Origin of the sequence: Dokdonella soli (assembly GCF_039523175.1) — a bacterium.
GTDB lineage: Bacteria > Pseudomonadota > Gammaproteobacteria > Xanthomonadales > Rhodanobacteraceae > Dokdonella_A > Dokdonella_A soli.
The window spans coordinates 68,483-82,425 of record NZ_BAAAEU010000024.1; the positions used below are offsets into that span (position 1 = coordinate 68,483).

The window sequence follows — 13,943 nt, forward strand, 5'->3', positions numbered from 1 at the left end:
GCCCAACCACACCGAGTCCCGGCTTGCGCCGGGACGATGAACACCCGCGAGGACCCTGCACCGATGAACGAGCAAACCCAGAACGGTTCCCTGATCCGTCTCGACAGCATCAAGAAGGTGTTCCTGACCGACGAGGTCGAAACGCACGCGCTGGCCGGCGTGCACTTCGACATCCGCCGCGGCGAGTACGTGTCGATCTCCGGCCCGTCCGGCTGCGGCAAATCGACCCTGCTCGCGATCCTCGGCCTGCTCGATACGCCGAGCGAAGGCGCCTACACGCTGAACGGTCGCGAGGTCGCCGATATCGGCGCCAGCGAACGCGCAGCGATCCGCAACCAGGAAATCGGCTTCGTGTTCCAGGCGTTCAACCTGATCGGCGACCTCAGCGTGTTCGAAAACGTCGAGCTGCCGCTGACCTATCGCGACGGCGTGTCCAAAGCCGAACGACGCGAACGCGCGATCGGCGCGCTCGAGCGCGTCGGCATGGCGCATCGCGTGAAGCACTACCCGGCGCAACTTTCCGGCGGCCAGCAGCAACGTGTCGCAGTGGCGCGCGCGCTGGTCGGCCAGCCGTCGATCCTGCTCGCCGACGAACCCACCGGCAACCTCGACTCGAAGAACGGCGAGGCCGTAATGGCCCTGCTCGACGAATTGCACAAGGCCGGTTCGACGATCTGCATGGTCACCCACGATCCGCGCTACGCGGAATTCGCCGATCGCCGCATCTTCATGTTCGATGGCAGGGTCGTCGACGAGGCAACCATGCACCGCCTGCGCCACGAGGAAGACCAGCGCCTGATCCGGCCGCGCGAGCGCGTGATGCCATGAATCAACTGACCGACGACCTGCGCCGTGCGCTGCGCTCGCTGCTCGCGCGACCGACGTTCTTCGTCACTGCTGTACTGACCTTGACCCTCGGCATCGGCGCGGTCGCGGCGATCTTCACCGTCTACGACGCAGTGCTGCTGAAGCCGTTGCCGTTCGCACACGCGGATCGGCTCGTGCGCCTGACGCGCACCCAGCCGCCGGTCAAGCTCGGCACGCTCTCGATGCCGGCGTTCACCGACTGGCGCGATGGCAGCGGCACGGCCTTCGATGCGATCGGCGCCTACTACGCCGAGACGCGCAACCTCGTCGGCGTCGGCGACGCACAGCACGTGACCACCACCATGGTGTCCCCCGGATTCTGGGACGTGTTCAGCCAACCGCTCGCATTGGGCCGCAGCTTCGGCAACGAGGAGGAAAACCGCACGGAACGCGCGGTCGTACTCAGCGACGTGCTCTGGCGCGAGCGCTTCGGGGCATCGGCGGACGTGATCGGCCGCAGCATCGACCTCAGCGGCGAATCGTTCCGCGTCGTCGGCGTGGCGCAGCCGGGCTTCCGCTATCCATCGGATGCGCACGTGTGGATTCCGACGTTCATTCCGACTCACGCGGCGCGAGACAAACGCGGCATGCATTTCCTGCGCGTCGTGGCGAGGTTGCGCGATGGTGTTTCGATGGCTCAGGCCAGCACCGTGATGAAGGGCATCACCGACGACGAAGCACGCAACTTCGCGGACGAGGAAGCCGGTATAAGCGTCGGCATCACGCCGATGCAGGAGCTTGTCGGCAGCGACCTGCGCCAGCCGCTGCACATGCTGTTGATGGCGGCAGCGCTGGTGCTGCTGATCGCCTGCGCGAACCTGGCCAACCTGATGCTCGCCCGCGGCCAGTCGCGCGCACACGAACTCGCTTTGCGCAGCGCACTCGGCGCCGGCCAGGCCCGCCTGATCCGGCAAGTGCTGGCCGAGGCGCTGCTGATTGCGCTCAGTGGAGCCGCCGCGGGACTTCTCGTCGCGAAGCCGGCCATCGCCGGCCTGCTCGCGCTCGCGCCGGATCTGCTGCCGGCCTACAACGCGCCGGACATCGACCTGCGCGTGATCGCCGCGACCACCGCCATCGCGTTGGGCACGCTGCTGCTGTTCGGTCTGCTGCCCGCATGGCGAGCCGCCTCGATCGATCCGATCCAGTCGCTGCAAGGCGCCTCGCGCAGCCAGACCGGCAGTCGCAGACAGGTTCGCGCGCGTGCCGCGCTGGTTTCCGCCGAGGTCGCCCTCGCAACGACCTTGCTCGCCGGCGCCACGCTGCTGATCGACAGCCTGCGCCGCGTCAGCGAAGTCGATTCCGGCATCGGCTCGTCGCATGTGCTGACCGCCCAGTTCTCGATCTCCACACCGGTCGTGCAGCCCAACGAGAAGATGGATGCGTGGGCCGCGCGTGCGATGGGACAATTGGCTCCGCACCTCGATGCAATCCAGGCCCATCTGCGCGAGCTGACGGGCGTCGAATCCGTCGCCCTCAGCGATCGCCTGCCCGCTTCCGGCGACTGGGGTTGGAACGGGAATTTCGAAGTGATCGGCCAACCGCATGACGACAAGGCCGCCGTCGAGTACCGCTTCGTCAACCCTGACTACTTCCGCACCTTCGGCATTCCGATCAAGGCGGGCCGCGCCTTCGACGCGCTCGACGGCACGCAGTCGCTGTACCCGACTGCCTTGCTGGTCAACCAAGCATTCGCCGACCGCTACATGGCGGGCGGCGATCCACTCAGCCGCGAAATCAAGACCTTCGGCGGCCCCGCTCCGCTTCGCGTGATCGGCGTGGCCGGCGACGTGCGCCAGGCCGGCCTCGACCAACCCGCCAACCTCGAGGTCTATTTTCCGATCATCAAGGCGGTGAAGGGCGACCTGACCGTCGCGATCAAGGTGCAGGGCAACGCGATGAGCTACGCCGAGCCGTTGCGGCGCGCGATGCGCGAAGCGGTTCCCGACGCGCCGGTGTATTCGCTGCGCACGATGGACGAGGTTACGGGAGAGACGCTGCGCCTGCGCCGCTTCAACATGATCCTGATGAGCGCATTCGCCAGTGTCGCCGTGGCGCTCGCCGCGATCGGCCTGTACGGCGTGATCGCCTACTCCGTCGGCCAGCGCCGCCGCGAGATCGGCCTGCGCCAGGCGATCGGCGCGTCGGCGCGCGATGTGCAGCGTCTCATGCTCGGCGCCGGCCTGCGCATGATCGTTCCGGGTCTGATCGCCGGCATCCTCGGCGCGCTCGCACTCGGTCGCATGATCGCCGCGCAGCTTTACGGCGTCGGCGCCACCGATCCCGTCGTGCTCGGCGGCGTCACCGTCCTGCTCGCGCTCGTTGCGCTGGCCGCCTGCGCGGTGCCCACGCTGCACGCCGCGCGCGTACCGCCGATGGAGGCGCTGCGCGATGAGTAAGCGTTCACAAGATTCCGCAACCCACGCGTGTCGACGAAGGGACTGCCCATGAACTTCCTGCAAGATCTGCGCTTCGCGATACGCAGCCTGCGCGCCCGTGCCGGCACGGCCGGCTTCGCGGTACTGACCCTCACCGCCGGCATGGCGTCGGCGATCGCGATCTTCTGCGTGATCGACGCGGTGCTGCTGCGCGCATTGCCGTATCCGCAGGCGGATCGGCTCGTGCAGATCCGCGAGCTCGCCGACAACGGCCACAGCATGGCGCTGGCGATGCCCAACTATGCGGATCTGGCCGCCTCAGTCGATGCCTTCGACGCGATAGCCTTCCACAACGCCTATCCGGACACGATCCGCAGCGGCGACACGACGATCCGCGCCACCGTCGGCACCAGCGGCGGCGATTTCTTCCGCGCGCTCGGCCAGGCACCGCAACTCGGCCGCGTATTCGCCGCGAACGAACACGAACCGGTCGCGGTGATCGGCTATGGCCTGTGGCAGAACCTGCTGCAGGGTCGCGCCGATGTGCTCGGCCAACCGCTCGATATCGGCAGCAAGCGCTACACCATCATTGGGGTGATGCCGGCCAGTTTCGCGTTTCCGGAACGCACCGTCGCCTGGCTGCCGATGCTGGAACCCGACGGCAACTCGCGCACCTCGCACAATTGGGAAGCCTTGGGGCGGCTGCGCGCAAACGCGGATCTCGATCAGACGCGGCTCGCTGCGAACGCACTGGCGACGCGCCTGAAAGCGCGCTTCGGCAAGGACATCGACGCGGTCGCGTTCGGCCTCACCCCGCTCGGCGACGCGATTGCCGCACCGGTGCGCAGCGCGCTGCTGCTGCTCGCGGCCGGCACCGCATTCCTGCTGCTGATCGCGATCACGAATACGACCAACCTGCTGCTCGCGCTGAACGGATCGCGCACACGCGAACTCGCGGTACGCGCCGCGCTCGGCGCGAGCGCGGCGCGACTGGCGCGGCAAGTCCTGCTGGAAAGCCTGCTGATCACCGCCATCGCGACGACGCTCGCACTGGGCGTGGCCTACGCCGCGGTGCATCTGCTCGTCCGTCTCGCCGGCGACAGCCTGCCACGCGCGGACGAAGTCCAGCTCAGCGTCGGCATCGTCGCGCTCAGTGTGTCGGCCGCACTCGCGATCGCGCTGGTCGCCACTGCCGCGGTGCTGTGGAGCAACCGCAAGCAGAACCCGATCGGCGAACTTCGCGAAAGCGGCCGCGGCCAGTCGCCGAGCCGCAGCCATCTGCGCACGCGCGCGCTGCTGCTGGCCGGACAGACCGCGCTGACCACCGTGCTGCTGATCGGCGCCGGTCTGCTCGGACGCAGCTTTCTCGCGCTGCTTGACGTGGATCCCGGCTTCGATGCCGAGGGCGCAGTCAGCGTGCAGGTCTCACAGCCGTGGACGCGCGACACCGCAGCCGCCGCAGCCACCACTCGCCGTTACGACGAACTCATGAGCACGTTCGCGCAATTGCCGGGTGTCGGCGCGGTCGGCGGCGTCAGCAGCCTGCCGCTGACCGGCGGCGCCGATGGCGCGTTCTGGGACGGCAGCGTGACCAGCCTCGGCCAATCCCCGCCGCCACCGATCGGCTACGCCCAATTCCGCGTCGCCAGTGCGGACTATTTCAGGGCGGTCGGCATCCCGCTGCTGCGCGGACGCAGCTTCGACAGCAGCGATCGCGCCGATGGCGCACCCGTCGCCGTGATCAGCGCGGACGCCGCGCGCGCGGCCTGGGGCGAGCGCGATCCGATCGGCCAGCGCATCCAGGTCGGCAACATGGACGGCGACATGCGCGCGGTCACCATCGTCGGCGTGGTCGGCGACGTGCGCGAGCGAAGCCTCGACCGCGCGCCGATGGGCGCGGTCTATGTCGATCTCGATCAACGCCCGGTCGTCGCCGCCGAATTCAACATCGTGGTGCGTTCCACGCTGCCGATCGCCACGCTGATGCCGACGCTGCGCGGCACACTCGAACGCCTTGCCACCGGCATCCCGTACAGCCTGCGCCCGCTGGCCGACGTGCGCGCCGCGGCGCTCGCGGATCGCCGCTTCAGCCTGATCCTGCTCGGTGCGTTCGCCAGCGTCGCATTCGTGCTCGCGATCGGCGGCCTGTACGGACTGATGGCGTTCGCGGTCGGCCAGCGCCAACATGAATTCGCGCTGCGCCAGGCGCTCGGCTCGTCGCGCAGCCGCATCGCGCGGCTGGTGCTCGGCGGCGGCCTGCGCATCGGCGCCGGCGGCGTCGCGCTCGGCCTCGTCGCCGCATGGTTCGGCGCACGTGCGGCACGCAGTCAACTCTACGGCGTGCCCGCCAGCGATCCGTGGACCCTGATCGGCGTCAGCGCACTGTTGCTCGTCACCTTGCTGCTTGCCTGCCTGCTGCCGGCGCGACGCGCCTGCGCGGTCGCGCCGCGCGATGCGTTGAGTTGATGAGTTGAGTTGAGGTGGAGTGAGGTGAGCTTCCCTTCTCCCGTCGGGCGAAGGTGGCGCGAAGCGCCGGATGAGGGTTCGGGCAAGCGTGGTGGTTCACGCTCGTGCCGAACCCTCACCCCAACCCCTCTCCCGATGGGAGAGGGGCTTACCAATCGAGGAGTTTCCGATGATCGGCGTATTGCATGAACTCAAAACTGCCGCGCGCGCCATCGCGACACGGCCCGCGTTCTCCGCGCTGGTCATCGGCGTGCTGGCGGCGGGACTGGCCTGCGTGATCTTCATGCTGGTGATGGTGAACGCCTTCGTGGTCCGACCGCTGCCGTTCGCGGCGCCCGAACAACTGTTGCACGCGGGCATTGCGGACAACCACGGCAGCGACAGCCTGGACGACGTCGCCGGACGCGACCTGATCCAGCTGCGCCGCCAACTCGAGGGCAGCGCCGAAGTCGCCGGTTTCGAGCAGGCGACCGTGAACCTGAGCGACCTCGATCGCCCCGAGCGTTTCGACGGCGCGAAAGTCAGCGCGAACCTGTGGCGCGTGTTCGGCGTCGCACCGATGCTCGGGCGCGATTTCGCGGCGGACGACGAGCATCCGGGCAGCGCGGCGGTGGTCATGCTGTCGTGGGATCTGTGGCAGCACCGCTACGGCGGCGACCGCGCGATCGTCGGGCGCCAGGTGCGCGTCAACGCGCAGCCGGCGACGGTGATCGGCGTGATGCCGGCGGACTTCAGCTATCCCTACAAGGAAGTCGTCTGGATACCGGCGAGCCTGAGCGAGGCCACGCCCGCATCGGACGACGACGCCTACACCGTCGTCATCCGGCGTCACGCGAATATCGAAAACGCCGCGATCACGGCCGCACTCGATACCTGGTTTGCCGGCGCAGCGCGCGCGGAGCCGGACCGGTTTCGCGGCCTGCACATGGGCATCGAACCGCTGTCGTACCTCACTGTGAGCCGCACCACGCGCGCGGTGCTCGACGTCATGCTCGCCGCGGTCGCCTTGGTGCTGCTGGTCGCCTGCGCGAACGCGGCGAACCTGTTGCTGACGCGCACGCTCGGCCGCGGCCAGGAACTCGCCGTGCGCGTCGCGCTCGGCGCCAGCCGCGCACGCCTCACCTTGCATCTGCTGATGCAGAGCCTGCTGCTGAGCCTGATCGCGACGCTGATCGCGCTGCTGCTCGCCAAGATCGGCGTGGCCTGGCAGCACGCGCAATGGCACGCAGCCACCAATGGACCGCCCCATTGGCTGCGCTTCGACATGGACCCGATCGTGATCGCGCAGGTGGTTGGCGTCGCGCTGCTGACTGCCCTCGCGACCGGCCTGCTGCCGGCCTGGCGCGCCGGCGGCGAAGCGCTGGCCGGAAACCTGCGCGATGGCACGCGCAGCGTGGCCGGCGGACCGTTCGCGCGCATCAGCCGCATTCTTGTCGTCGGCGAGATCGTGCTGTCCTGCGCGCTGCTGATCAGCGTCGGCACGATGGTGCGCGGCATCGCCGCGCTTGATCGCATCGATGTCGGTATCGACAGCTCGCATCTGCTGACCGCACGGCTCGGCTTGTTCGCCAACACCTATCCGACCGGTGCAGACCAACTGCGTCTGTACGAGCGCCTGACCGACCGGCTGCGCGCCGATGCGGGCGTCGTCGACGCCAGCGCCTCGACCCTGCTGCCGCTGCGCTACAGCAGTGGCCTCGACGTGCTGCCCGAAGGCACGCCGTTCGACGGAGGCCCGCTGCCGCAGGTGCGCCAGGGAGCCGTCGACGATCATTTCCTTTCCGCCTACGGCGTCCGGCTGCTCAGGGGCCGCTTCTTCGACGACCGCGACCACGCGGATGGCGAGCGCGTCGCCGTGGTCGACCAGCATTTCGCCGATCGCTACAAAGCCGGCGGCGACGTGATCGGTCGGCGCTTCCGCACCGATCCGCGACAGGCCGACGGACCCGTCGTGACCGTGATCGGCGTCATCGCGCCGCTCAGGCTGAACAGCCCCGGCGCCGAGCCGCAACCCGCTTTGCTGACTTCGCTGCGTCAGGCGCCGGCGCGCTTCGTCAGCCTGGCCGTGCGCACGCGCAGCGAGCCGGCTGCCTTCGCGCAGCATCTGACCGAACTGATGCGCCAGGTCGATCCGGACACGCCACTGTACTGGGTGCGCGACTATGCGGCGGTCGTCCGCGACGTCACCTTCGGCGAACGCGTGGTCGCGCAGTTGTTCGGCATTTTCGGAGTGATCGCGCTCGCTCTCGCCGGCGCCGGCCTCTACGGCGTGGTGGCATTCAACGTCAGCCAACGCACCCGCGAGATCGGCGTGCGTCGCGCGCTCGGCGAACCCAACGCCAGCGTGTTGCGCAACGTGTTTGCCCGCACAGGTTGGCAACTCGGCGTCGGCCTCGCGCTCGGACTCGCCGCCGGCATTCCGTTCACTCGCCTGTTGACGCGCTCCCTGCCCGCCATCGCCGCCAGCGATCCGATGGCGATCGTCAGCGCCCTGCTCGTGCTGATCATCGCCGCATTCCTTGCCGTAATCCTGCCGGCGCGGCGCGCGCTGCATGTCGATCCGATGATTGCGCTGCGGCACGAGTGAGGAGTCTTACGTTGAATACCCTGCTGAAAGAATTCAGGAACGCCGCGCGCGGCATCCTGGCACGGCCTGCGTTTTCCGCGCTCGTGGTCGGTGTGCTCGGCGCCGGGCTGGCCTGCGTGATCTTCATGCTGAGCATGCTCAACGGATTCGTGTTGCGGCCGTTGCCGTTTGCGCAGCCGGACCAACTGCTGCAGGCGGGTTTTCACGGCGATGGCGGCCTCGGCGATGTGTTTCCGGTGACCAGCCAGGACCTGATCCAGATTCGCCATCGCCTTGCGGACGTCGCAGCGGTCGGCGGCATCGCGCGCTCGACCATCAGCCTCAGCGACCTCGACCAACCGCAGCGCTACAACGGCGCGCATGTCAGCGCGAACCTGTTTCAGGTGCTTGGCATTGCGCCCCTCCTCGGCCGCGATTTCGCTGCCGAGGACGAGCGACCCGGCGCGCCGCTGGTGGCGATACTGTCCCACGAATTGTGGCAAGCAAGGTATGGCGGCGATCCCGCCATCGTCGGCCGACAGGTTCGTGTCGATGCGCACGCGGCAACGGTAATCGGCGTCATGCCGAAGAATTTCAGCTATCCGCGCAGGGAATCGGTGTGGGTGCCGGCGGCACTGGTCGAAGGCGAAAAGGCCGACGCCTACGCCTATTGGCCGGTGCTGCGTCGGCATGCCGACATCGGCGACACCGCCGTCGTCAGCGCCTTCGAGAGCTGGTTCGCCGATGCCGCGCGCGCCGATCCGGCGCGTTTTCGTGGGCAAAGTCCGCAAGTGGAGCCGCTGGCGCGCATGGCGGCCGACCGCACGACGCGCTCGACGCTCGGCATCATGCTCGCGGCGGTGTTCATGGTGCTGATCGTCGCCTGCGCCAATGCGGCGAATCTGCTGCTGACACGCACGCTGGCGCGCAGCCAGGAATTGTCGGTGCGCGTCGCGCTCGGTGCCGCACGCAAGCATCTGATCACGCACCTGCTCGCCGAGAGTTCTCTGCTCAGCCTGATTGCGACTGTGATCGGATTGGCTCTCGCACGCGCCGGCGTGAGCTGGCAGCAATCGATGCTGCGCGAGTCGGAATTCTTCCCGCTGTGGCTGCGCTTCGATATCGACGACACGGTGGTCCTGTTCGCACTCGGCGCCGCCTTGCTGACCGCGCTGGTCACCGGCGTTCTGCCCGCGTTGCATGCCGGCGACATGGCTGCGGCCGGCCACTTGCGCGATGGCTCGCGCAGCGTCGGCAGCAGTTCCTTCGCGCGTGTGAGCCGCGTGTTGGTCATCGGCGAGGTGGCCTTGTCCTGCGCGCTGCTGATCTGCGTCGGCACCGTGGTGCGCGGCATCTTCGCGCTCGATCGCAGCGATCTTGGCGTCGACACCCACCATCTGCTCACCGCGCGCGTCGCGCTGGTCGCGAATGCCTATCCGACCAGCGCCGACCAGTTGCGTCTGTACGAACGAGTCGCCGCGCGCCTGCGCCTGGAAACCGGCGTGGTCGATGCAACGGTCGGCACCGCGCTGCCGGGCACTTATTTCAACGAAGGCCATACCGTGCTGGCCAGCGGCGTGGTGCCCGGCGACGGCGAACTGCCGCAAGTCTATTCGGGCGCGGTCGACGAACACTTCGCCGCAGCCTACGGCATCAAGCTGGAGCAAGGCCGCTTCTTCGACAGCCGCGATCGCGCCGACAGCGATCGCGTGGCCGTCGTCGATCGAACCTTCGTCACGCGCTACGGCAATGGCGAATCGGTACTCGGTCGCCAGTTCCGCCTCGACCCGCGCGATCCGAAAGGAACCACGGTCACCGTGATCGGCGTGATCGGCACGCTGACGCTCGACACGCCCGGCCAGCCGATCCAACCGGCCATGCTGGTTCCGCTCAGCCAGAACGTATTCCGCATCGCCAGCATCGCGGTGCGCACGCAGGGCGATCCGCTCGCATTCGCGCCGCGCCTTGCCGAGGTCATGCGCGAAGTCGATGCCGATACACCGCTGTACTGGCTGCGCGACTACCCGGCCGTGATCCGCAACATGACCATCGGCGAGCGTTCCGTGGCGAAGAGCTTCGGCGCGTTCGGCATCATCGCTCTGATCCTCGCCGCCGCCGGGCTCTACGGCGTGATGAGCTTCACGGTGGGACGACGCACCCGCGAGATCGGCGTGCGCCGCGCACTCGGCGCGCCGACCTTGCCGATCCTGCGCAACGTGTTCGGCCGCAGCCTGCTGCAACTCGGCGGCGGATTGGTTATCGGCGTCGTCGCCGGACTGCTGTTCGCGCGCCAACTGACCGGCTCGCTGCAGAGCATCGAAGCCACCGACTCGCTGGCCGTGCTCGGCGCGCTCGGCGTGCTGACCCTCGCCGCCACGCTGGCGGTGATCGTGCCGGTGCGCTGCGCGTTGCGCGTCGATCCGATGGTGGCGTTGCGCAATGGGTGAGTCACCCCTGCTCGTTCAACCAGAGGAAATCCCATGTTCGCGATCCTGATCCAGGACATTCGCCATGCGGCTCGGCAACTGCTGAGGCAGCCCGGCATGACGGTGTTCGCGGTGCTGTCGCTGGCGATCGGCATCGGCGCCAGCACGGCTCTGTTCAGCGCGGTCAACACCGTCCTGCTGGCGCCGGTGCGCGGCGTCGGCACGGCGCACGAGCTGGTCGAACTCGGCAGCACAAGGCATGGCGAAGGATTCAACACGTTCTCGTACCCGGACTATTCCGACTACGCTGCGCGCGCCAAGGACGTTGCCAACGTGTTCGCCTACGCGCTGGAGCCGCTCAACGTGAGTGTCGCGACCGAGCCACAACGCGCGCTCGGCATGGTCGTCAGCGGAAATTATTTCGACGCGCTGCAGGTATCGGCGTATCGCGGCCGCCTGCTCAATGCGAACGACGACCATGCCGGCGCACCGCCCGTCGCCGTGGTCACCTATGCCGCATGGCGCAAGTATTTCGACGCAAGCGATGCGGCGATCGGCAAGCCTGTTTCGATCAACGGCCACGCATTCACCCTGATCGGCGTCGCCGCGCCCGAGTTCAGCGGCACCATCGCCGTACTGGCACCCGCGTTCTATGTGCCGGTGACGCAACGCCCCCTGCTCAAATCCGGAGCGCCGCGGATGCTCGACCAGCGCACTTCCCGCTCGTTGAGCCTGGGTGCGAGGCTGGCACCCGGAGCGACCACGGCGGTTGCGCAAAGCCAGCTGTCGGCGATCGGTGCCCAACTCGCGTCGGAGTATCCGCGGCCGCGGATGGATGGCGGAATCCGCATGGTTCCGCTGCGCGGCATGCCGCAGGAGTTTCGCGGTGCATTGATCGCGTTCTCAGGTCTGCTGTTCGCTCTGATCTCGCTGGTGCTGCTGGTTGCCTGTGTCAATGTGGCATCCATGCTGCTGGCGCGCGGCGAAAGCCGTCGCCACGAGATCGCGATGCGTTTCGTACTCGGCGCGAGCCGCGCTCGCGTGATGTCACAACTGCTGGCGGAAAGCGTGCTGCTGGCGCTTGCGGCCGGCGCGATCGGCGTGCTGATCGGCGACTGGTGCTGCCATGCGCTGACGCGCGTCGATCTGCCGACGCCGATTCCTGTTTCGATGCAGGTGTCAATCAATGGCAGCGTGCTGCTGTTCGCGCTCGGCTGCACCGCCATCACGGCGCTGGCGTTTGGATTGCTGCCGGCGCTGCGTGTGTCGAACCGCGCGCCAGGCGCCAGCCAGGCCCTCGCGGGCCGCCAGATCGTCGGCCACCGCTCGCGACTCGGAGGCGCTCTGGTGGTCGCGCAAATCGCGCTGACCATGTTGCTGCTGGTCTGCGGCGGCCTGTTCCTGCGCGCGCTGCAGCGTGGGTCAGCGATCGACTCCGGCTTCGATCCGCAGCAGATCCTGACTGCCGATTTCAACCTCGATCCGAGCGGCTACCCGGAACCGAGGCAACTGCAATTGCAGGAGAGCCTGCTCGATCGCGTGCGCGCCTTGCCCGGCGTGGAACACGCGGCACTCGCCGCCGTGATTCCGCTGGATGCCAGCCAGCGCATGAATTTCGGCAGCTTCCAGGTGGCGGGTATCCCCGAAGACGCGCTGAGCCCCGATGCCAACCTGGTATCCCCGGGGTATTTCGAGACGCTCGACATCACCCTGCGTGGGCGCGGCTTCAATGCGCGGGATGTGAAGGGGGGCGCGGAAGTCTGCGTGGTCAACGCCACGTTGGCGCACCGGCTTGCCCCGGATGGCGACGTGCTCAACCGCAGTTTCAGCTTCGGCTCCGACAAGGACCTGCGCACCCTGACCGTGGTCGGCATCGCGCCAGACGGCAAGTACACCTCGTTCAATCAGGAAAACGAACCCTTCCTGTTCCTGCCGTTGACGCAATCGCCGCACGCGGAAACCTCGTTGATCGTGAAAACCGCGCTGCCGGCCAACGCATTCGCCGGACCCTTGCGCGGCGAACTGCGCGCACTCGATGCTTCATTGCCTGCTGGACAGGTTCATCCCTTGACCGATGTCATTGCGCTGTCGTTGCTTCCGCAGCGGATCGCCGGCATGACTTCGCTCGCGCTCGGCGCCATCGGCCTGCTGCTCGCCGGCATCGGTCTGTACGGCCTGATCGCCATGCACGTGGTGAGCCGCACCCGCGAATTCGGCGTACGCCTCGCATTGGGAGCGAGCCCCCAACGCATTCTGTCCGAGGTGCTGCGCCGTGGTGCGCTGCTGTCGGGGATGGGTCTGGCCATCGGCGCCGTGCTCTCGCTGGGCGCCGCCGCGCTCGTCTCCAGCCTGTTGTTTGGCGCCAACGTCGGCGACGCGATCGCGTTCCTCGTCGCAGGCGCGTTGCTCGCCGCCATTGCACTGCTAGCCTGCTGGCTGCCGGCACGGCGCGCTGCAGCGGTTGACCCGGTCGTCGCGCTGCGCAATGAATGACTCCAGCCTTCAGGACCAACCCATGCCTCTGATCGAACTCCGCGACCTCGAAAGATCCTATCCCCTCGCCGGCGGGCGCAGCTGGGTGCTGCGCAACATCCATCTCGACATTGGCGAAGGTGAGTTCGTCAGCGTGATGGGGCCATCGGGCGCGGGCAAGAGCTCGCTGCTCAACGTGCTGGGACTGATGGATCACGACTGGCAGGGCGGCTATTCGCTCGACGGTACTGCCGTCGAGAAGCTGAATTCGAAGCAACGCCAGACGCTGCAGCGCGAAAAGGTCGGCTTCATCTTCCAGCACTATCACCTGATCGACGATCTCAAGGTCTGGGAAAACCTCGACCTGCCGCTGCAGTACCGCGACGTTCCGGCGAAGGAGCGCGCGGCGCAGGTCGCCGACCTGCTCGACCGCTTCAACATCGTCGGCAAGAAGGACCTGTATCCGAGCCAGCTCTCCGGCGGCCAGCAGCAGCTGGTCGCCGTTGCGCGCGCGGTGATCACCAAGCCACGCCTGCTGCTCGCCGACGAGCCGACCGGCGCGCTGCATTCGAGCCAGGCACGCACGATCATGGACCTGCTGCACGAACTGCATCGCGGCGGCATGACCATCGTGCAGGTCACGCACAACGAGGGCTACGCGAAGGAAGCGCAGCGCATCGTGCGGTTGTTCGACGGCTGGATCGAGAAGGTGGCTTCGGCCGCTTGATCTTGCGCAACCGGCGGGCTCACCTCAGGATGCGCCAAAAGGAG

The 13,943-nt window shown here is 67.8% G+C and carries 7 protein-coding genes; all 7 read left to right on the top strand.

Annotation, left to right across the window (positions count from 1 at the left end; genetic code table 11):
• The first annotated feature begins 63 nt into the window (after nt 1-63).
• The 7 genes from ABD002_RS14280 to ABD002_RS14310 all read left to right on the top strand — a co-directional run bounded on the left by ABD002_RS14280 (nt 64) and on the right by ABD002_RS14310 (nt 13,899).
• Nucleotides 64-828 (top strand): ABC transporter ATP-binding protein, encoded by a 765-nt coding sequence (locus ABD002_RS14280; RefSeq protein ID WP_343792268.1) that lies wholly within the window; start codon nt 64-66, stop codon nt 826-828.
• Nucleotides 825-3,263, top strand: coding sequence for an ABC transporter permease (locus ABD002_RS14285; protein WP_343792270.1), 2,439 nt, complete (start codon nt 825-827; stop codon nt 3,261-3,263). Before ABD002_RS14280 ends, ABD002_RS14285 begins: the two co-directional genes overlap by 4 nt.
• A 48-nt stretch (nt 3,264-3,311) precedes the next feature.
• A complete protein-coding gene (locus ABD002_RS14290; protein WP_343792272.1) occupies nt 3,312-5,708 on the top strand; it encodes an ADOP family duplicated permease in 2,397 nt (798 codons plus the stop codon).
• Between the two features lie 169 nt (nt 5,709-5,877).
• Entirely contained in the window at nt 5,878-8,295 is a 2,418-nt protein-coding gene (locus ABD002_RS14295; protein WP_343792274.1) for an ADOP family duplicated permease, read from the top strand.
• A gap of 11 nt (nt 8,296-8,306) precedes the next feature.
• Nucleotides 8,307-10,721, top strand: a complete 2,415-nt coding sequence (locus tag ABD002_RS14300; protein WP_343792276.1) for an ADOP family duplicated permease — start codon at nt 8,307-8,309, stop codon at nt 10,719-10,721.
• A 33-nt stretch (nt 10,722-10,754) separates the two neighbouring features.
• On the top strand, nt 10,755-13,193 hold the full coding sequence (locus ABD002_RS14305; RefSeq protein WP_343792278.1) for an ABC transporter permease: 2,439 nt from the start codon (nt 10,755-10,757) through the stop codon (nt 13,191-13,193).
• Nucleotides 13,194-13,215: 22 nt separating this feature from the next.
• Nucleotides 13,216-13,899: an ABC transporter ATP-binding protein gene (locus ABD002_RS14310; protein ID WP_343792280.1), complete on the top strand. Its 684-nt coding sequence runs from the start codon at nt 13,216-13,218 to the stop codon at nt 13,897-13,899.
• The last annotated feature ends 44 nt before the right edge of the window (nt 13,900-13,943 follow it).